The following is a 17,882-nucleotide window of genomic DNA, read 5'->3' on the forward strand; positions in this document are numbered from 1 at the left end:
CCCGGCCCTCGCAGGCCGGGTTTGCGGCGGCTGAATGGAGGGACAGTCATGACACGCTCGCTTCTGGCCGGCGCCTGCGCCTCGGCGGCAATCCTTCTGGCTATGGCCGGCGCAAGCGCGCAGACACAAACGCCCGCCACCCAGCAGACGCCTGAAACTTCCGACCAGGGAACGACCGTTCAGGGATCGGGCAGCGACGACGCGGCCGCGCCAGACGATGACAGCCAGGCGCCGATCCCGTTCGAGGGTGGCCAGCTCACCATCACGCAGCCGGAACAGGACGGCGAGAAGGTGCTGTCCTATGACGGCAAGGAGCTCGCCAGCAACTACGACGTCTTTTTCGACAGGATCGTCAAGATCGGCGACGTCAACGTGGCGCTGGTCGACGTCGGCGACGGCGGCAACCAGTGCGGACCGGCCAAGGTCATCGTCTGGAAGCCGAAGGACGGCGAGATCCAGACCATCACGGTCGAGCAGGACGAATGCGGCGCGCCGCCGGCGGCGGTCTCCGACAACGCCATCTATTTCGTGCCCTACCTCCTGCCGGGCGATTCCAAGCCGGCGCTGCAATGGTCGCCGACCACCGGGCTGACGACCTCGGGCGAGCTCACCTATTCGCCGGAACCCGGCACCGACTGGAAGGACGTCGATCCGTCGAAATACGACAACATCATCGACGCGTTCCACAACGAGGCCGTCTACAAGGCGGCAGAGGCGCTGCTCGGCAAGGACATGCCGGATGTGGCGACCAGCCTGCTGGTCGGCGGCGGCACGGAAAAGACGGCCTCCGGCGCTTTCTACGCCAGCGGCTGCGTGCCGCATGACTGCGGCGGCAATGACGGCTTCATGGCGGTCGACCCGGTGAAGCACAAGGTCTATTTCGCCCGCCGCGGCGACAATCCCGAGCCGGATGCCTGGCCGCCGGTGAAGAACTGGCCGGAGGATATCAAGAAGGCGCTGGACGAGGCGCAGGGATCGGGGAATTAGGGTTTTCGCGACGGTGCGCCCTCGCGGCTTCGTCATCCACGGGCGGAGCGACGCGCAGCGGAGCGCAGACCCGAGGATCCATTCCGTAACGGTTGCCGAGGAATACTGCGTGCCAGAATTCTGCACCGCTGCGACGCCTCGATGTCACGGTATGGATTCCAGGGTCTGCGCGCGTCGCTTCGCTCCTTGCTCCGCCCTGGAATGACGACCGGAGGGATGCTTCGGCTAATCTCTGAGGCTTGCGTTTGCATTCGTGATAATGGTCCGCCTTGCCTGGCCCACGACCAGCAGCGCTTCTTTTGCTAGATGCATGCCAACCAACGCGAGGCCCCCATGCGCAAGCTCATCTCCACCGGCTCCCCCTTCGAAAAAACCGCCGGTTACTCCCGCGCGGTGGTGCAGGGCGACTGGTGTTTCGTGTCGGGAACGACCGGCTACGACTATGCCACGATGACGATGCCGGAGACTATCGAGGCGCAGACGCGCAACTGCCTCGCGACCATCGCCAAGGCTCTGGCCGAGGGCGGCTTCGACATGGCCGATGTGGTGCGGGCGCATTACTACGTCACCGACCAGGCTTATGTTGACGTGGTCTTCCCAATCCTCGGCGAGGCATTCGGCGACATCCGTCCGGCGGCGACGATGATCGTCTGCCAGCTCAACAAGCCCGAGATGAAGATCGAGATCGAGGTGACGGCGCTCAAGCGCACGGCATGAGGAGCTGAAACCATGCAGGTCCGGCGCATCGTAGCCAACATCGCCACACAGGATATCGCGGCGGCGAAACGCTTCTATCAGGACGTGCTCGGCCTCGATCCGCTCATGGATCTAGGCTGGATCGCCACTTACGGCTCGCAAGAGACAATGACCGTCCAGATCAGCTTCATGGCTGAAGGCGGATCCGGCACGCCGGTGCCGGATCTCTCGATCGAGGTCGACGACGTCGATGCGGCGTTTGCCGCCATGCGCAAGGCCGGCTTCGCCATCGAATACGGCCCCGCGGACGAACCCTGGGGCGTGCGGCGTTTCTATGTGCGCGACCCGTTCGGCCGGCTGGTGAATATTCTCTCGCACCGGTAGGTGCGCTGCACGTCTCCTTTGAGACGCTGGCGGGACAGCACCCCCCTCTGTCCTGCCGGACATCTCCCCCGCAAGGGGGGAGATTGGCAGTTTCGGCGCCTCGCTTCTTCCTGCGGCGTTAGGAGATTAGCGAAAGCCGGCGCGACATCGATCTCCCCCCTTGCGGGGGAGATGCCCGGCAGGGCAGAGGGGGGTGTGAAGGATCTCGGCGCTCGTCCTCTTGCGCACAGCCCGCCCGACGTTTAGCAAGGCCGCGGTTCAATTCTCTCTCCCGGACGGTTCTCCATGGCTTCGAAAAATCTCTTCCTGCTCGCCGGCGACGGCATCGGCCCCGAGGCCATGGCCGAGGTGAAGAAGCTGATTGCCGCCATGAACGGGAAGCTCGACAGCGGTTTCGTCACCGACGAGGGGCTGGTCGGCGGCTCAGCCTACGATGCGCATGGCGCGGCGATCTCCGATGCCGACATGGCAAAGGCGATTGCCGCGGACGCCGTGCTGTTCGGCGCGGTCGGCGGGCCGAAATGGGACAAGGTGGCTTACGAGGTGCGCCCCGAGGCCGGACTGCTGCGGCTGCGCAAGGACATGGAGCTGTTCGCCAATCTTCGCCCGGCGATCTGCTATCCGGCGCTCGCGGCATCCTCCTCGCTCAAGCAAGAGGTGGTCGAGGGGCTCGACATATTGATCGTGCGCGAGCTCACCGGCGGCGTCTATTTCGGCGAGCCGAAAGAGATCATCGATCTCGGCAACGGCCAGAAGCGCGGCATCGACACGCAGGTCTACGACACGTTCGAGATCGAGCGCATCTCGGGCATCGCCTTCGAGCTCGCGCGGACGCGCCGCAACCATGTGACTTCTATGGAAAAGCGCAACGTCATGAAGTCGGGCGTGCTGTGGAACGAGGTGGTCACCCAGACGCACAAGGCCAAATTCAGCGACGTCAAGCTCGACCACATGCTGGCCGACGCCGGCGGCATGCAACTGGTGCGCTGGCCGAAACAGTTCGACGTCATCGTCACCGACAATCTGTTCGGCGACATGCTGTCAGACGTGGCGGCGATGCTGACGGGCTCGCTCGGCATGCTGCCTTCGGCCTCGCTCGGCGCGCCGGACGTCAAGACCAAGAAGCGCAAGGCGCTCTACGAGCCGGTGCACGGCTCGGCGCCCGACATCGCCGGCAAGGGCATCGCCAACCCGATCGCGATGATCGCATCCTTCGCTATGTGCCTGCGCTATTCCTTCGCCATGGTGGCCGAGGCCGACAAGCTCGAAGCGGCAATCGCCGCCGTGCTCGACGACGGCCTGCGCACCAAGGACATCATGTCCGAAGGCATGACCGAGGTCGGCACCACCCAAATGGGCGATGCCATCATCGCCAAGTTCCTGGGCTAGCTCAAATGGCGGTCGACGTCCGCTGGGCGACGACCGAAGACGCCGAGGCGCTCGCCACCGTGCTTTGCGAGATGGCGGCGCACTATCGGCAGGCGCCGCTCGATCACGGCCGGGCGACGGCTACGGCGAGGCAGTGGCTCGGCGACGAAAGCCCGGCCTATCCGCATTTCGCGATGGCCTTTTCGGACGGGGCGGTTGTCGGGTTGGCATCGGTGGCGATCGCGCATCCCGGCATCGATCTCGAACGGCTGATGTTCCTGAAGGACCTGTTCGTGCGCGGCAGCGCCCGCAACAAAGGCGTTGGCCGAGCGCTGATCGGCTTTCTCGCCAATCATTGTGTCAGCAAGGGCATCGGCCGCATCGATCTGACGACCGAAGACTGGAACGAAGGCGCGCAGCGCTTCTACGGCCGGCTCGGTGCCGAGCGCCACAGCCAGAAGGTGTTCCTCAGGCTGTCCGGCGAGGCGCTGAGGACGGCCGCTAAATCCTGACACCAGCCGGCATCGGACCCCACCGGTTCTCCTTGAATTGAGAGGGAAGAAGACCGAAGACGAGAAAGGCCACGGCGCCCAAAGCCGGAGTGTAGCAAAGCAAGGCAAGCCAGCCGGTCAGCCCGATGTCGTGCAGACGCCGCACGACGACCGCGATCGACGGCAGGATCGCTGCCAGCACGAAAAGCAGGGCAGGAATGTGCCCGATCGAGGTCCCTGGACCGTCATCGAAACCGCTTATCGCCAGGTTGAGCAGAATGCCGAAACCGAACAGCGCGACGAACAAGATGGAGAACCAGAGATAGAATGCCCAAAACTCCTTGCGGCGGGCTCGGCCGGTGAAATTCAAGTAGTCATCGCCCAGCGCTCGCAGGAAATACGCCCAGAGCCCCATCGACGTGGCGGAACGGTTTTCGGTGGCGCGGCCGCCCGCAGGCTGCCGACTGCCGCTTGGCGGCGCTGCGGCTGTTCTCGCGGCCACGATATCGGGCGCCGTTCCGTCGTCCGGCGTGAACTCGACCGGCATGGCTCTGGAAATGGTCATGTTCTGGGTCAGGTCGGCGCGGCTGAAGATGTAGCGCTTGCCGTCAACGCCGTTGATGTAGCCGTAGTCGTGATCCTGGTCGTAGTGAAACACCGTACCGCGCATTGCCGTTCCCCCTTGCGTAGCGTCCCGCAAAACTACCTAAGGTTGCGGTAAATTGCAACGTGCACGTTTTCCGTTAGAGCCTGACGCCGGCCGGCACCGGTCCCCATTTGTTGTCGCCGGCCTGGGTCGGGATCAGCGCGAAGACCAGGGTGGCGAGCCCGCCGACATAGGGCAGGAAGCAGAGGATGGCGAGCCAGCCGGTCAGACCGAGATCGTGCAGCCGGCGCACGATGAGCGCGATCCAGGGCAGGATCGTGAGCAGGACGTAAAGACCGAAAAGGCCGAACATGACGACCGGTCCGTCGCCGCCGCCCTCGACATCGCCGCGCGACAAGTCCGCGGACAGCCCGACACCGATGGCGACAACAAGGCCGATCGTCCAGAACAGGCAAAAGCCCCAGAACTCCTTGCGCCGGGCGCGGCCGGAGAAGTTGACGTAGTTCGTCGTCAGGCCGCGCCAGAAATAGCTCCACAGGCCGGTGGATTGCGCCGTCCCGTTCTCGGCGTTGCGGCCGAAATGCGCCGGCGCGGGCGCGCTGCCGGGCAGCGGTGCGGCGGGAGCAGCCGGCGAGCCGCCCCTTGCGGGAGAGGTCATGCGGGCGCGGATAGACAAGATGCCGCTTGCCCGATCGCCGTTCGGCTGGAACTCGACCTCGTCGCCCCTCGCCAGCGCCATTTCGCGGCGCAGGTCCTCGCGCGCGAATGTGTAGCGCTTGCCGTCGGCACCCGCGATGAAACCGAAGCCCTGCTGCTCGTCATAGTGAAGAACTTCGCCGCGCATTGCCCGTCCCCCTTTGCGCCACGCCTAGACTGTTCAAAGTCGCGGCGAACCGCAAGAGGCATGCGGAAATGGAGAGCATTTGGTCAGGTCTAAAGCCTCGTCTTTGCTTATCCGACGTAGGCGCTGCCCCTCACCTGCCTGCCGGCATCCTCTCCCCGTATAGTGACGGGGAGAGGGCGCTGTCGTCGCCGCTTTCGCCAATCGCCAATGTCGCAAGAAGAGCGCCGAGGTCGCGGCCAGCCCCCTTCTCCCCGTCACTATACGGGGAGAAGTGCCCGGCAGGGCGATGAGGGGCGGCGCAGACTTCTGTAGTTGGTTCCGTTGCCCTGGCGAGTCCTTGGGTGGCTATGGACCACTGAATCGGGGCGAGGGCTCAGCCAGGCCGTTTCCTTGCCTTTTTGTGCTTGGTCGGTTCGGCCTTCTCGAATTTCGCTTTGCCGGGTTTCTTCGCCCAGGGTTTTGAGTCCGGCGTCCCGGGTTGACGCTCGCTCGGCGCCCGCTTCTCGAATCCGGGACCGCCCTGATCGAAACCGCGCTTGCCGCGATGCGGCTTCTTGTCGGGTCGTGGCGGCTGATAGCCGGCTCTCGAAAGATCAGGCGCGCCGTCGAGCCGCCTGACCACGATGCTGCCCTGCAGCTTGCGGTCGGGGCCGATCGCGGCGAGGAAGCGGTCGGCCCAGTTGGCGGCGACCTGCACGAAGGTTTCTTCGGGCTGCATCTTGATGGCGCCGATCTCGCGCTTGCTGATGCCGCCGGTGCGGCACAGCATCGGGATCAGCCAGCGCGGCTCGGCATTCTGCCGGCGTCCCACCGACAGCGAGAACCAGACGCTGTCGCCGAAATCATCGCGGCGAGAAGGAGCTTCGTCGCGGCCCGCGAACTTGTCGCCCGATGGTGCGAACGGCGCGACCTCGAGGAGCTCTTCCGGCGCCGAGCGGCTGGAACGGCAGAGCCGCGCGAAGGCGGCGGCCACCTGCTCGGCGCCATGCTTCTCAAGCAGTGTGGCGATGAAGCCGCGCTCGTCCTCGCGCACAGGCTCCCCGAAGGCGGGGTCGGCGAGGATGCGCTCGTCGTCGCGGCGCAGCACGTCGTCGGCCGATGGCGGGCTCGCCCAGGTCGCCGTCAGCTTTGCGCTTTGCAGCAGCCTTTCGGTGCGCCGGCGGGCATTGCCCGGCACGATCAGCGCGCTCACCCCTTTTCGTCCGGCGCGGCCCGTCCGTCCGCTGCGATGCAGCAGCGTCTCCGGGTTGGTCGGCAGGTCGGCATGGACCACCAGGTCGAGATTGGGCAGGTCGATGCCGCGCGCGGCGACGTCCGTTGCGATGCAGACCTTGGCGCGGCCGTCGCGCATCGCCTGCAGCGCGTGGCTGCGTTCGTTCTGGCTGAGCTCGCCCGAAAGTGCCACGACCGAAAAATTGCGGTTGTTGAAGCGCGCGGTGAGATGATTGACGGCGGCGCGCGTGTTGCAGAACACCAGCGCGTTCTTCGCTTCGTAGTAGCGCAGCACGTTGATGATGGCGTTCTCGCGATCGCCCTGGGCTACGCTCAGCGCCCGGTATTCGATGTCGAGATGCTGTTTTTCCTCACCGGCGGCCGAGATGCGCACGGCATCGCGCTGGTAGCTTTTGGCCAGCGTGGCGATGGAGCGCGGCACGGTCGCCGAAAACATCAGCGTGCGCCGCTCGGCCGGTGCGGCGTCGAGGATGAATTCGAGATCCTCGCGAAAGCCGAGATCGAGCATCTCGTCGGCCTCGTCGAGCACCACGGCCTTGAGCGCCGACATGTCGAGCGCGTTTCGCGTGATGTGGTCGCGCAGCCGTCCAGGCGTGCCGACAACGATATGGGCGCCGCGTTCCAGCGCCCGACGCTCGCCGCGCATATCCATGCCGCCGACGCAGGATGCCACGGTGGCGCCGGTGAGCTCATAGAGCCACTCCAGCTCGCGCTTGACCTGCAGCGCCAGCTCGCGCGTCGGCGCCACCACCAGTCCCAGCGGCGCGCCGGCAGCGGCGAAGCGTTGCGCGCCGTCGAGCAAGGTCGGCGCCATGGCGAGGCCGAAGGCGACGGTCTTGCCGGAACCGGTCTGCGCCGAAACCAGCGCATCCGCCTGGCCAAGCTCGGGCGCCAGAACCGCCTTCTGGACGGCGGTCAGCGCTGAATAACCGCGCTTTTCCAGCGCCTCTGCCAGCGCAGGAACGATCGTTTCGAAACTGGACATTTTCTTCTTTCGGAATTCGGGGTCTGGGCTTGTGGTGAGCACACGGCCGACACTGCGCCTGCCAGACAATTTGGGCTGTTCGTACTTCCTGCGGCCTCACTTGTATAGAGGATGGCTTCACCAGCGCAGTAACTGTGCTGCGCCGGCAGTTGGCGAAACCGCCAGCGAGAGCGCCCCTCTCCCCGTCACTACGGGGAGAGGATGCCGGCAGGCAGGTGAGGGGCAGCGCGAACGTTGATGATGAGGAGGGGGCGAGGCATCTGGCCCCCCTTCCGGACGAGCTAACTATCGAAGTCAGCGCCGCCCCTCATCCGCCCTTCGGGCACCTTCTCCCCGTATAGTGACGGGGAGAAGGGAGAGGCGCCACGCCGATTGACTCTTTTACCAAACCGCGTAAAAGCCGGCACCGAACGGGATCGTCTTCGATGCGCGGCCTTCTGATGGCTCTTCTTGCATTCGATGCCCCCAGCCGCGATGCAGACCATCGGGCCGGGCGCTTCGGCGCGTCCGTCCGTTCCAGCAAAACCATGGCCAAAACCACCACCAAAACGGTGTGATTCCCTTGGCCTAACCACCCTCTCCCGGGTTCGGCCCGGGGGACGGAACCCGCATGAGGCCGGCGGGTTTTCTCCAACAACCAAGCGGAGAGGGACAGGAGATTTCGATGAGTTTCAAGGTTGTGGTAGTCGGCGCCACGGGCAATGTGGGCCGCGAGATGCTCAACATTCTGGACGAGCGCGGCTTCCCGGCGAGCGAAGTGGTGGCGCTGGCCTCACGGCGCAGCCAGGGCACCGAGGTGTCCTTCGGCGACCGCACGCTGAAGGTCAAGGCGCTCGACACCTACGACTTTTCCGACACCGACATCTGCGTCATGTCGGCCGGCGGCAACGTTTCCAAGGAATGGTCGCCCAAGATCGGCAAGCAGAGCTGCGTCGTCATCGATAATTCCTCGGCCTTCCGCTACGACCCCGACGTGCCGCTGATCGTGCCTGAGGTCAATCCAGACGCCATCGAACAATTCTCGCGCAAGAACATCATCGCCAACCCGAACTGCTCGACGGCGCAGCTCGTTGTTGCGCTGAAGCCGCTGCATGACGTCGCCACCATCAAGCGCGTCGTCGTCGCCACCTATCAGTCGGTTTCGGGCGCCGGCAAGGAAGGCATGGACGAACTCTTTACCCAGACCCGCGCTGTCTTCGTCGCCGACCAGGTCGACGTCAAGAAGTTCACCAAGCGCATCGCCTTCAACGTCATTCCGCATATCGACGTCTTCCTCGACGACGGCTTCACCAAGGAAGAGTGGAAGATGGTCGCCGAGACCAAGAAGATGCTCGACCCCAAGATCAAGCTGACGGCGACCTGCGTGCGCGTGCCGGTGTTCATCGGCCATTCGGAAGCGGTCAACATCGAGTTCGAGAAGCCGATCACGGCGGACGAGGCGAGGGAAATTCTTCGAGACGCTCCCGGCTGCCAGGTCTTGGACAAGCGCGAGAACGGCGGCTACATCACGCCGCTCGAATCGGCCGGCGAGGACGCCACCTTCATCTCGCGCATCCGCGAGGACTCGACCGTCGACAACGGCCTGTCGATGTGGGTCGTCTCCGACAATCTGCGCAAGGGCGCGGCGCTGAACGCCGTCCAGATCGCCGAACTGCTGGTCGAGCGGGGCTTGATCCAGCCGAAGAAGAAGGCGGCCTGATCTCGCTCACGGGCCGCACCGCCGCTGCCGCGGCTGGCCCTCCGCGCGGGCGCCGGACGACCGGCGGCCCGCAGTCGCGGGCTCGGCCTTCGGCCGATTGGGGCCTCTATGTGCTCAGGCGTTAGTCGCCGCTATCCGCCGCAAGCTGCCGTAGGATGGCGAGTGCCTCCTCTGCCCGATCGGCGGGGACGAACAGATGGTCATGATAAAAAGCCGAGACCGGATTGACGCCCATGCCGGCCGCGGCCAGCCGCGTCGTGATCGCAGCCAGAAAGCCGACCGCCTCCAGCGAGGAATGGATGTTCAGCGTGATCATCCGGCAGCGGAACGTGCCGGCTAGGCCGCCTGATTTCGCCTCGTCCTCCGTCACGATCAGCGTCAGGCCTTCCCGCTCGCGAAAGATCATGACGGGCTTGAGGTTTCCTGGCAGGGACGTGCCGGGCGGCAGTGTTGCGAAAACATGGACACCTGGAAGCAATTCCGGCTTCATCGAAGCCAGCAGTCTTTGCAGGTCGGTCTCGCCGGTCATCGATTCTCCCCGGATGGTGCTGCTGGCAGTGTCATGCTCCCGGATTGCCTTTGCCAATAGTCCATTTGTCGCCGATTTCCGATAGTCCTCGCGGGTCAGCCTGCTGCGACCTGTCTCGAGTAGGCAGTCCGCTCGGCTGATTGAGGCGGACCGGACATCCGTTCAGCTAGTTTCAATCTGCGGCACTTGACGCGCTCTTCGTTACCTCTTATAGAACCGATAAGTTACATAACTAAATGGTTTTATAGCCTTGGCGACCGACAGCCTCAGCCTCACATTAGCGGCGCTTGCCGATCCGACACGGCGCGCCATCCTGGCGCGCCTGTCGCTTGGCGAAGCCTCGGTGACCGAGCTGGCGGAGCCGTTCGCCATGAGCTTTCCGGCAGTCTCGAAGCACCTCAAGGTGCTGGAGCGCGCGGGGCTAGTGGCGCGTGGCCGCGACGCGCAGTTTCGGCCGCGCCGTCTACAGCCGGAGCCGTTGCGTGCCATCGATGAATGGTTGGAATCCTATCGCGCCTTGTGGGACGCCCGCTTCGATCGGCTCGAAACCTATCTGCAAACCTTGCAGGCGGGGGACTCGGGCGGAGACCGAAATTGATGCCGGCGAACTAGCGCGCCGCTTATGCGCGGCTTGAAACTGCCTTGTCCTGTCAAGACAATCGAGAGGGGAAAATGACAGATCAGAAGATCGAACTTCCATCCGACGACCCGGTGATCATCATCACCCGAACCTTTGATGCGCCACGCTCGCTGATGTTCAAGCTGTTCACCGACCCCTACCATCTGGTCCGGTTCTGGGGGCCAGAAGGGTCGACTTACCCGGTCTGCGAGATGGATGCGCGGCCAGGCGGCGAATGGCGCCTGACCATGCGTTTCGCCGATGGCAGCGAATACCCGACCAACAGTGTCTATCTGGAGATCGCTCCCCCGGAGCGGATCGTCTATCGCGACGCGCCATTCGACCGCAGCCAGTGGCAGGATACCTTGCCACCACCCAATATGGTGACGACCATCCTGTTCGAGGATTTCGGCGGCAAGACACGAATCGTAGCGACCGTTCGCGCCAACTCGATCGCTGCACGCGACATGGCGGTGAAGATGGGCTTTGGCCAGATGGTCATGTCGAGCTACGCGCGGCTGGATGCCTATCTCAAGACGCTCTGAGCAGGATCCGTGCAGGCGCGGCGGCGATGGTCGCCGCGCCTGGCGTAAACAAAGAATCCCGGGCGTGTCGGATCATCGATACGCGCTACGTCCTTGGCTCGACCCCGCATGGGGCTCGCGCATGACTCGGATCGGAGACGATCTTCGGTAAGGATCTTGCGCAAAACCAAAGTTTACAGCGTCCTTTGCGTGTCCGAAGGAACGTGCGGCGCTGTCGCAAAATCGGAGGATTCCAATGCAGACCGTACCTCAAATCGCGCCTGCCTCGTCGAGTGCCACACTGTGGATTGGCCGTGCGCTCAGCGGCCTCATCGTGCTGTTCATGATCTTCGACGGCGTGATCAAGCTGCCGCCGCTCGACATCGTCACCCAGACGATGGTGGAGCTCGGCTGGCCGGCGGATCCCAATGTCGCGCGTATGCTCGGTATCATAGGACTGATTTCGACGGCGCTCTACGCGCTGCCGCGCACCTCTGTGCTCGGCGCTATCCTGCTCACCGCGTACATGGGCGGCGCCATCGCCACCAAGGTGCGGGTCGACAGCCCGCTTTTCTCCCATACGCTGTTCGGCGTCTATCTCGGTATCATCCTATGGGCCGGCTTGTTCCTAAGGAACCCCAAGCTGCGCGCGCTGATCCCGTTGACGCGATAAGGGAGGAGAAAAAGATGCTCGCCGCCATCCTCATCATCCTGGTCGTCATCATAGCGGCCGTGCTCATCTATGCCGCGACACGGCCGAACGATTTCGTCGTCAGCCGGTCCGCCAGCATCAAGGCGCCGGCCGAGGCGATCTTCCCGCTGATCGACGACTTCAAGCGCTGGCCCGAATGGTCGCCCTTCGAAAAGCTCGATTCGCAGATGAAGCGCACGCTCTCCGGCACCGCCAGCGGCAAGGGCGCGGCCTATGCCTGGGAAGGCAATTCCAAGGCCGGAAAGGGCCGGATGGAGATCACCAATTCGGTGCCGTCGTCGCTGGTCTCGCTAAAACTCGATTTCGAGAAGCCGTTCCGGGCCAACAACACCGTCGACTTCACTTTGACCCCGTCGGGCAGCGGCACCACGGTCACCTGGGCGATGCGCGGCGGCCGGCCGTTCATCGCCAAGCTGATGGGCCTGTTCATGAATTTCGATAAACTGATCGGCAAGGATTTCGAGGCTGGGCTCGACAATCTGAAACGCGCCACAGAACGGTAAATCATTGGTGATTTCAATGGCATCGTGGTGTGCCGGCGCAACCGGCGCAGGCACTCGAAGCGCCAATCTCCGTTGCCCCGGGATCAAATTAGCCGTTTGCGAGTTAAAGACATGGCGGCGAGGACGGCGATCCGCGTGAGAGGAACCACAATGAAGAAAGCGATGGTCATTCTGGTGTTGGCGACAGCGCTCGGCGCGTGCTCGCAAACGGAAAAAGGTGCCGCGATCGGCGGTCTGGGCGGTGCGGCCGTCGGCGCGGCTGTCGCCAACGAGCCGGTTCAGGGCGCGGTGGTCGGCGGCGCCGTCGGCGCGGTGGCCGGCGCTCTGATCGGCCGTGCCAGCGAGAGAGGCCAGTGCCGCTACCGCGACCGCTACGGGCGCGTCTACATCGCGCGTTGCCCGTCAGGCTATTGAGGCATCAAACCAAAGAAAAACGGCGGGCAAAGACCCGCCGTTTTCGTAAAAGCGCGTCGCACTGAAGCGGATTCAGGCGACGCGCTTTAAGTTTTTGTTTTGATGCATGTCGTTTTCCCAAAACCGCTGCGCACTTTTGGGCGACATGCATTGTGAAAGGCAGGAATTACTCTGCGGTAGCGGCTTCCGCCTCGGCCGGCGCGGCGGTCGCAGCGGCAACGGCCGCAGCGGCGTCTTCCTGGGCCTTTTTCAGCAGCGCGGCGCGCTCCTGCGCCTTCTTGCCGGGCAGGGCCTTCGCCGGGTTCGAGCGGGCCGGACGCTTGGCAAGGCCGGCCTCGTCGAGGAAGCGCAGCACGCGGTCGGTCGGCTGGGCGCCGTGCGACAGCCAGTGCTTGACGCGGTCGGCGTCGACCTTGACGCGTTCGCCGTCCTTCGGCAGCAGCGGGTTCCACGAGCCGAGCGCCTCGATGAAACGGCCGTCGCGCGGCGAACGGGCGTCGGCGACGACGACGTGGTAATAGGGACGCTTCTTCGAGCCCGCACGGGCCAGTCTGATCTTCAGTGCCATTGTTTTCTCCTAAAAAGCTCTGATGTCGTTGATCGGGTCAAGGCTGGTTCTCAGCCGGCTTTCGTTACGCCGTTGTTAGCGGCGATCTGCTCGTGATGCCGGATCACTTCGCGGACCACAAAGTTGAGGAATTTTTCCGCGAAGTCCGGGTCGAGATGGGCATCCTTCGCCAGTTGGCGGAGGCGGGCGATCTGCTGCTGCTCGCGCGCCGGATCGGCGGGCGGCAGGCCATGCTCGGCCTTCAGCACACCGACCGCCTTGGTGCAGCGGAAGCGCTCGGCCAGCATATGGATGAGGGCGGCGTCGATGTTGTCGATCGAAGCGCGGTAGCCCGCCAGAACGGCGCGTGCGTCGGCCATGTCCTTCTCCTCGTTCATCGCCCCCTCACTTCTTTTTCCCAAGACCAGGCAGCCCGCCGCCGCCGAGGCCGGGAAGTCCCGGCAACTTCATGCCGCCGGGCAGGCCCGGCAATCCGCCGCCACCGGGAAGTCCGCCGGGCAACCCGCCAGGCAAGCCTTTGCCGAGACCGGCAGCCTGTGCCTGTTTCTGCAGCGCCTCGAGTTGCTTGGGATCCATCTTCGACAGATCGGGCATGCCGCCGGGCATCATGCCGCCAAGGCCCATTTTCGAGGCAAGGCCGCCCATCATGCCGCGCATCATGCCGCCGCCTTTGCCCTTGCCGCCCATCGCCTTCATCATGTCGGCCATGCCGCGATGCATCTTCAGGAGCTTGTTGATCTCGGCCGCGTCCGTGCCGGAGCCGGCGGCGATGCGCTTCTTGCGCGAGTGCTTCAGAAGGTCGGGGTTCGCCCGCTCCGCCTTGGTCATCGAGGAGATGATGGCGAGCTGGCGGCGGAACATCTTGTCGTCGAAGCCGGCCGCGGCCAACTGGTCCTTCATCTTGCCCATGCCGGGCATCATGCCCATGATGCCGCCCATGCCACCCATCTTCGACATCTGCTGAAGCTGCGCGGCAAGGTCGTTCAGGTCGAACTTGCCCGACTGCATCTTCCTGGCCATCGCCGCCGCCTGCTCGGCGTCGATGGTTTCGGCGGCTTTCTCGACAAGGCTGACGATGTCGCCCATGCCGAGAATGCGGTCGGCGATGCGCTTGGGGTGGAATTCCTCCAGCCCGTCCATCTTTTCGCCGGTGCCGATCAGCTTGATCGGCTTGCCGGTGACGGCGCGCATCGAAAGCGCGGCGCCGCCGCGACCGTCGCCGTCCATGCGGGTCAGCACCAGGCCGGTGATGCCGACGCGCTCGTCGAAGCTTTTTGCCAGGTTCACGGCGTCCTGGCCGGTGAGCGAATCGGCGACCAGCAGGATCTCATGCGGCGACGACACCTTCTTGATGTCGGCCATCTCGACCATCAGCGGCTCGTCGATATGGGTGCGGCCGGCGGTGTCGAGGATGACGACGTCATGGCCGCCGAGCCTGGCCGCCTGCACAGCGCGCTTGGCGATGTCGACCGGGCTCTGACCGGCGATGATCGGCAGCGTCGCGACCTTTACCTGCTCGCCGAGCTGGCGCAACTGCTCCTGCGCGGCCGGACGCCGCGTGTCGAGCGAGGCCATCAGGACCTTCTTGTTCTGGCGCTCGGTCAGGCGCTTGGCGATCTTGGCCGAGGTCGTCGTCTTGCCGGAGCCCTGCAGGCCGACCATCATGACGACGACGGGCGCCGGCGCGTTGAGGTCGATGGCGACGCCCTCGGCGCCCAACATGTCGACCAGCTCGTCATGGACGATCTTGACGACCATCTGGCCGGGCTTGATCGACTTCAGCACCGCCGCGCCGACCGCCTTCGCGCGCACCTTGTCGGTGAAGGAACGCACCACCTCCAGCGCGACGTCCGCCTCGAGCAGCGCCCGGCGCACCTCGCGCAGTGCCGCCGAGACATCCGCCTCGGACAGCGCGCCGCGGCCGGTCAGGCCGTTCAGGATCGAACCAAGGCGTTCCTGGAGTGATTCAAACATTCTCTTTCCTTTTCCCTGGCATCCGGATGATGCCCGAGAGGTAGTGCGTTCGCGCCGGGTCGCCAAGCAAAAGCCCAAAGCCAAAAAGCACCCGGGGGCGCATCGCGCTGCCGGGTGTTGGCCTCCAGGATCTCTTTACAGCACTCGCCTCAAAGAGGCTTCGGCGTCCTGGTCGGCTTTCGCGAAAGTGTACTCGTCGCGGAATTCGTGCGCGTCTAGACAGGAAATCGGCCGAAGAGTCAAGGTACCGAGTGATAAGGTGCCTTGCGTAATCGCTTGAAGTTGGCGCTGCCCCTCACCCTTACCCTCTCCCCGTGAAGAACGGGGAGAGGGGGTCGCCAGCGCTGGAGCATGTTCCTTCTCCCCGTTTTTCACGGGGAGAAGGTGCCGGCAGGCGGATGAGGGGCGGCGCCGACTTCAACAGTTGGCCGCCGTCAGTAGCAAGTTCAAGCCAGCGCCTCCCCGTCGAGGATGCGCCTGTAAAGCTCGAGATATCCTTGCGCGGTCCTGGCGATGGGAAACCGGTCCGCGGCGGATTCGCGGCACCGTTCGGGCGAAAGCACGGCTATGTCGGCGAAGGCCTGCGCGAACTCGGCATCGGTATCGAAGAGGCATCCGGTGGCATCGTCGACGATTTCCGGCAGCGCGCCGTACGGCGTCGTCAGCACCGGCGTGCCGCACAGCATCGCTTCGACCGGCGCCATGCCGAACGGCTCTTCCCAGGCGATCGGGTTGAGGAAGGCCTTGGCCTCGCCGAGCAGGCGCAGCTTCTTATCGCCGTCGACGGTGCCGTGGTAGCGGAAGCGGGGCCCCAAGCTCTTGAAGAAGACGCCCTGACGGCGGACCTTCGTGCGCTGCAGGAGTTGCCAGCGCGAGCCGCCGGCGATGTCGAGCTGGAAATCGAAGGACCTGGCGAGATCGACGGCCCGGTTGAGATTCTTGCCGGCGCGCGCGATGCCGGCCAGAAACAAAAGCCGGCTCGTCTTGGTGGCGGACAGGCGATAGGCGTCGAGCGGAAAGCCGTTGTAGACGAAGGTTTGCCGTCCGTGATTGCGCGCATGGCTGGCGCTGACGAAGTTCCAGTTCTGCCCGTTTTTCGGGAATTCCGGGGCAAAGCCGTGCATCGTATAGAGCGCCGGGCGCGGCGCCTCAGTGTACCAGCCATTGAAGTGCACGATGTCGGTGTCGGCCGGAATCGCGGCACGGCATTCGGCGGCCGAAGATGCCTGCCGCACTTCGCAAAGTGGATGGCTCGAGCCGCGGCCGGCGATCAGGACGACTTGGTGGCCGCGGCGCGAAAACTCATGAGCCAGCCAGTCGACCAGACGCTCGGTGCCGCCATAACCTTTGCAAGGGATGGTGCGTTCCGCCACCAGCGTGATGCGCATCAGGCGAGCCTTTCGGCTTTCTGCTTGAGCATGATCCCGTCCAAGAGCTGGTTTCCACTTTTTGGGATCATGATCGGTCCGGCCCGACCTTCAGCGGCGAGCGGCGGTGCAAAAGCAGGAGCATCGTCAGCAGGGTGCTTGCGATGCCGATCGCGGCGATGAGAACGGCGTCCCAATTCGTCCAGCCGGCGCCTTCGAGCGGCTTGGCGTTGAACAGGGCGAAGGAATTGTAGCTTTCCTGGTGCGAGATCAGCAGGAAGCCGGTCAGGTTGTTGCCGAGATGGGCGCCGAAGGCGGCGCCCAGATTGCCGGTCGCGTAGACCAACAGCGTGAGCAGCAGCGCGAATGCGGCGATCGAGACCAGCACGCAGGCATTGATGGCAAGCGTCGAGGCCGAGCTCCAGTGCAGCGCGGTGAACAGCAGCCCCGGCAGCGCCGCCCAGATCAGCGGGCTACCGAGTCTGCTGGCGAGGCCGCGCAGCAGATAACCGCGGAACAGAGCCTCCTCCGAGGAGGTCTGCAGAAAGGCGAGGAGCATTATCGGGACAAGGAAGAGCAGCCAGGACGAGAACGCGATCGATCCGCGGGCGACCTCCGGCTGCAGCCAATAGAGCAGGACCTCGGAGAACAACGACGTGATCAGAACCGCGACCAGGCCTTTGAGGAAACCGCCGCGCGAGATGCGGCGGCCGGTGCCGATCAGCGCCGAGAGCGGCTCGCCATGCACCAAGCGCATCGCCACCCAGATGCCGATCCAGATGCCGGCAAACGACGTCAGCGCGGTGAGGATGCCGACGGGCGATGCCAGGAAGTCCTGCATGTACCGGCCGGTCGAGGGACCGGGCAGACGCCAGACGATGTATGCGTAGGTGCCGGCAAAAAGCACGAGAGCCGTCATAGTCATCCAGAAGGCAATGACGATTGCCGTTCCGAGCAGCAGGCGCAGCAAGGTGGTCTTTTCGTTCGGCGAGCGGCGGTAGCGCTCGAAGGCGGTACTGTCGAAGATCACTCGGGTCCCCCTGCCGGGCGCTTAGAGCAATTCCGCTGGAGTTGCTCAAGGGTCGCATGATCTAGGGGATCGGCGCTTTGCGCGCAATCCGTCTGTTGTTAGACCTCACGGCGGGATTGGACCGCTACGGCTGTAAAGAACATTGAAGTTGTACCACGGAACAATTCGGCGCAGATTCCACAGTCGAGGGACTAGCCAGAACGCCCGTCGCGATCGTCATCAACTCTGAGGAATGGCGGCGTCTCTGAGCCTAGCGTTTAGGGTGACGATGATCTTTCGCATGACGGCGGCGATGGCCACCATTGGCTTTTTGCCGTTGGCGCGGAGGCGTTTGTAGAAGGCTGCGAA

The 17,882-nt window shown here is 64.3% G+C and carries 21 protein-coding genes and 1 pseudogene; 12 read left to right on the forward strand and 10 right to left on the reverse strand.

The annotated features are described in order from the left end of the window. The first annotated feature begins 48 nt into the window (after window positions 1–48). The 5 genes from ABID26_RS35905 (at window position 49) to ABID26_RS35925 (ending at window position 3,947) form a co-directional block, all read left to right on the forward strand. The gene (locus tag ABID26_RS35905; protein WP_126097081.1) at window positions 49–987 is read left to right on the forward strand and encodes a hypothetical protein; all 939 of its coding nucleotides are present in this window, start codon (window positions 49–51) and stop codon (window positions 985–987) included. A gap of 333 nt (window positions 988–1,320) precedes the next feature. Further along, entirely contained in the window at window positions 1,321–1,704 is a 384-nt protein-coding gene (locus tag ABID26_RS35910; RefSeq protein ID WP_126097082.1) for a RidA family protein, read from the forward strand. Window positions 1,705–1,716: 12 nt separating this feature from the next. Continuing rightward, window positions 1,717–2,067 (forward strand): VOC family protein, encoded by a 351-nt coding sequence (locus ABID26_RS35915; protein WP_126097083.1) that lies wholly within the window; start codon window positions 1,717–1,719, stop codon window positions 2,065–2,067. A gap of 285 nt (window positions 2,068–2,352) precedes the next feature. Beyond that, a complete protein-coding gene (gene leuB, locus ABID26_RS35920; protein WP_126097084.1) occupies window positions 2,353–3,456 on the forward strand; it encodes a 3-isopropylmalate dehydrogenase in 1,104 nt (367 codons plus the stop codon). A gap of 5 nt (window positions 3,457–3,461) precedes the next feature. Next, the gene (locus ABID26_RS35925; RefSeq protein WP_126097085.1) at window positions 3,462–3,947 is read left to right on the forward strand and encodes a GNAT family N-acetyltransferase; all 486 of its coding nucleotides are present in this window, start codon (window positions 3,462–3,464) and stop codon (window positions 3,945–3,947) included. On the opposite strand, the gene ABID26_RS35930 is transcribed toward ABID26_RS35925, so the two are convergent. The 3 genes from ABID26_RS35930 to ABID26_RS35940 form a co-directional block, all read right to left on the reverse strand. Then, window positions 3,937–4,596, reverse strand: a complete 660-nt coding sequence (locus ABID26_RS35930; protein ID WP_354418227.1) for a DUF805 domain-containing protein — start codon at window positions 4,594–4,596, stop codon at window positions 3,937–3,939. The two genes, ABID26_RS35925 and ABID26_RS35930, sit on opposite strands and share 11 nt — an antisense overlap. A 73-nt stretch (window positions 4,597–4,669) precedes the next feature. Beyond that, complete coding sequence (locus ABID26_RS35935; protein WP_126097087.1) at window positions 4,670–5,377, reverse strand: DUF805 domain-containing protein; 708 nt, start codon at window positions 5,375–5,377, stop codon at window positions 4,670–4,672. A gap of 373 nt (window positions 5,378–5,750) precedes the next feature. Next, on the reverse strand, window positions 5,751–7,595 hold the full coding sequence (locus ABID26_RS35940; RefSeq protein WP_292375211.1) for a DEAD/DEAH box helicase: 1,845 nt from the start codon (window positions 7,593–7,595) through the stop codon (window positions 5,751–5,753). A gap of 425 nt (window positions 7,596–8,020) precedes the next feature. Here ABID26_RS35940 and ABID26_RS35945 point away from each other — a divergent pair, with 425 nt between their 5' ends. Together ABID26_RS35945 and ABID26_RS35950 are read left to right on the forward strand one after the other, a co-directional pair. Continuing rightward, window positions 8,021–8,152: a hypothetical protein gene (locus ABID26_RS35945; RefSeq protein ID WP_281058895.1), complete on the forward strand. Its 132-nt coding sequence runs from the start codon at window positions 8,021–8,023 to the stop codon at window positions 8,150–8,152. A gap of 107 nt (window positions 8,153–8,259) precedes the next feature. Then, window positions 8,260–9,294: an aspartate-semialdehyde dehydrogenase gene (locus ABID26_RS35950; RefSeq protein WP_292375214.1), complete on the forward strand. Its 1,035-nt coding sequence runs from the start codon at window positions 8,260–8,262 to the stop codon at window positions 9,292–9,294. A gap of 121 nt (window positions 9,295–9,415) precedes the next feature. On the opposite strand, the gene ABID26_RS35955 is transcribed toward ABID26_RS35950, so the two are convergent. Then, entirely contained in the window at window positions 9,416–9,823 is a 408-nt protein-coding gene (locus ABID26_RS35955; protein ID WP_292375218.1) for an ACT domain-containing protein, read from the reverse strand. 250 nt (window positions 9,824–10,073) lie between these two features. Here ABID26_RS35955 and ABID26_RS35960 point away from each other — a divergent pair, with 250 nt between their 5' ends. From ABID26_RS35960 to ABID26_RS35980, 5 genes are all read left to right on the forward strand, one after another. Next, the gene (locus tag ABID26_RS35960) at window positions 10,074–10,421 is read left to right on the forward strand and encodes an ArsR/SmtB family transcription factor (protein WP_126097091.1); all 348 of its coding nucleotides are present in this window, start codon (window positions 10,074–10,076) and stop codon (window positions 10,419–10,421) included. Between the two features lie 74 nt (window positions 10,422–10,495). Beyond that, window positions 10,496–10,987 (forward strand): SRPBCC domain-containing protein, encoded by a 492-nt coding sequence (locus ABID26_RS35965; RefSeq protein WP_292375222.1) that lies wholly within the window; start codon window positions 10,496–10,498, stop codon window positions 10,985–10,987. Between the two features lie 235 nt (window positions 10,988–11,222). Next, on the forward strand, window positions 11,223–11,639 hold the full coding sequence (locus ABID26_RS35970) for a DoxX family protein (RefSeq protein ID WP_292375225.1): 417 nt from the start codon (window positions 11,223–11,225) through the stop codon (window positions 11,637–11,639). Window positions 11,640–11,653: 14 nt separating this feature from the next. Then, window positions 11,654–12,181: an SRPBCC family protein gene (locus ABID26_RS35975; protein WP_292342141.1), complete on the forward strand. Its 528-nt coding sequence runs from the start codon at window positions 11,654–11,656 to the stop codon at window positions 12,179–12,181. Window positions 12,182–12,331: 150 nt separating this feature from the next. Next, window positions 12,332–12,595: a YMGG-like glycine zipper-containing protein gene (locus ABID26_RS35980; protein WP_126097095.1), complete on the forward strand. Its 264-nt coding sequence runs from the start codon at window positions 12,332–12,334 to the stop codon at window positions 12,593–12,595. A gap of 166 nt (window positions 12,596–12,761) precedes the next feature. Here ABID26_RS35980 and rpsP read toward each other — a convergent pair whose 3' ends face one another. From rpsP to ABID26_RS36010, 6 genes and pseudogenes are all read right to left on the reverse strand, one after another. Then, window positions 12,762–13,163 carry a 30S ribosomal protein S16 gene (gene rpsP / locus ABID26_RS35985; protein ID WP_292375228.1) on the reverse strand — a complete coding sequence of 134 codons (402 nt, stop codon included), beginning with the start codon at window positions 13,161–13,163 and terminating at the stop codon, window positions 12,762–12,764. Window positions 13,164–13,213: 50 nt separating this feature from the next. Next, a complete protein-coding gene (locus ABID26_RS35990) occupies window positions 13,214–13,540 on the reverse strand; it encodes a chorismate mutase (RefSeq protein ID WP_126097097.1) in 327 nt (108 codons plus the stop codon). A 7-nt stretch (window positions 13,541–13,547) separates the two neighbouring features. Continuing rightward, window positions 13,548–15,137 (reverse strand): signal recognition particle protein, encoded by a 1,590-nt coding sequence (gene ffh / locus ABID26_RS35995; protein ID WP_292375231.1) that lies wholly within the window; start codon window positions 15,135–15,137, stop codon window positions 13,548–13,550. A gap of 446 nt (window positions 15,138–15,583) precedes the next feature. Further along, entirely contained in the window at window positions 15,584–16,525 is a 942-nt protein-coding gene (locus ABID26_RS36000; RefSeq protein WP_292375233.1) for a glycosyltransferase, read from the reverse strand. Between the two features lie 67 nt (window positions 16,526–16,592). Next, on the reverse strand, window positions 16,593–17,534 hold the full coding sequence (locus tag ABID26_RS36005) for a CPBP family intramembrane glutamic endopeptidase (RefSeq protein ID WP_292375236.1): 942 nt from the start codon (window positions 17,532–17,534) through the stop codon (window positions 16,593–16,595). 219 nt (window positions 17,535–17,753) lie between these two features. Beyond that, window positions 17,754–17,882, reverse strand: a pseudogene (locus ABID26_RS36010) (IS110 family transposase); the annotation flags it as partial.

It is taken from the genome of Mesorhizobium shonense, from assembly GCF_040545255.1.
Classification (GTDB): Bacteria; Pseudomonadota; Alphaproteobacteria; order Rhizobiales; family Rhizobiaceae; genus Mesorhizobium; species Mesorhizobium shonense.

Bases quoted from the DNA above. Each gene is read 5' to 3' on its own strand.
- ABID26_RS35910 (WP_126097082.1), top strand. From the start codon at position 1,321: ATGCGCAAGCTCATCTCCACCGGCTCCCCCTTCGAAAAAACCGCCGGT.
- ABID26_RS35970 (WP_292375225.1), top strand. From the start codon at position 11,223: ATGCAGACCGTACCTCAAATCGCGCCTGCCTCGTCGAGTGCCACACTG.
- ABID26_RS35930 (WP_354418227.1), bottom strand. From the start codon at position 4,596: ATGCGCGGTACGGTGTTTCACTACGACCAGGATCACGACTACGGCTAC.
- rpsP (WP_292375228.1), bottom strand. From the start codon at position 13,163: ATGGCACTGAAGATCAGACTGGCCCGTGCGGGCTCGAAGAAGCGTCCC.
- ffh (WP_292375231.1), bottom strand. From the start codon at position 15,137: ATGTTTGAATCACTCCAGGAACGCCTTGGTTCGATCCTGAACGGCCTG.
- ABID26_RS35915 (WP_126097083.1), top strand. From the start codon at position 1,717: ATGCAGGTCCGGCGCATCGTAGCCAACATCGCCACACAGGATATCGCG.
- ABID26_RS35950 (WP_292375214.1), top strand. From the start codon at position 8,260: ATGAGTTTCAAGGTTGTGGTAGTCGGCGCCACGGGCAATGTGGGCCGC.
- ABID26_RS35990 (WP_126097097.1), bottom strand. From the start codon at position 13,540: ATGAACGAGGAGAAGGACATGGCCGACGCACGCGCCGTTCTGGCGGGC.
- ABID26_RS35975 (WP_292342141.1), top strand. From the start codon at position 11,654: ATGCTCGCCGCCATCCTCATCATCCTGGTCGTCATCATAGCGGCCGTG.
- ABID26_RS35940 (WP_292375211.1), bottom strand. From the start codon at position 7,595: ATGTCCAGTTTCGAAACGATCGTTCCTGCGCTGGCAGAGGCGCTGGAA.
- ABID26_RS35925 (WP_126097085.1), top strand. From the start codon at position 3,462: ATGGCGGTCGACGTCCGCTGGGCGACGACCGAAGACGCCGAGGCGCTC.
- ABID26_RS35935 (WP_126097087.1), bottom strand. From the start codon at position 5,377: ATGCGCGGCGAAGTTCTTCACTATGACGAGCAGCAGGGCTTCGGTTTC.
- ABID26_RS36000 (WP_292375233.1), bottom strand. From the start codon at position 16,525: ATGCGCATCACGCTGGTGGCGGAACGCACCATCCCTTGCAAAGGTTAT.
- ABID26_RS35905 (WP_126097081.1), top strand. From the start codon at position 49: ATGACACGCTCGCTTCTGGCCGGCGCCTGCGCCTCGGCGGCAATCCTT.
- ABID26_RS35980 (WP_126097095.1), top strand. From the start codon at position 12,332: ATGAAGAAAGCGATGGTCATTCTGGTGTTGGCGACAGCGCTCGGCGCG.
- ABID26_RS35965 (WP_292375222.1), top strand. From the start codon at position 10,496: ATGACAGATCAGAAGATCGAACTTCCATCCGACGACCCGGTGATCATC.
- ABID26_RS35955 (WP_292375218.1), bottom strand. From the start codon at position 9,823: ATGACCGGCGAGACCGACCTGCAAAGACTGCTGGCTTCGATGAAGCCG.
- ABID26_RS35945 (WP_281058895.1), top strand. From the start codon at position 8,021: ATGCGCGGCCTTCTGATGGCTCTTCTTGCATTCGATGCCCCCAGCCGC.
- leuB (WP_126097084.1), top strand. From the start codon at position 2,353: ATGGCTTCGAAAAATCTCTTCCTGCTCGCCGGCGACGGCATCGGCCCC.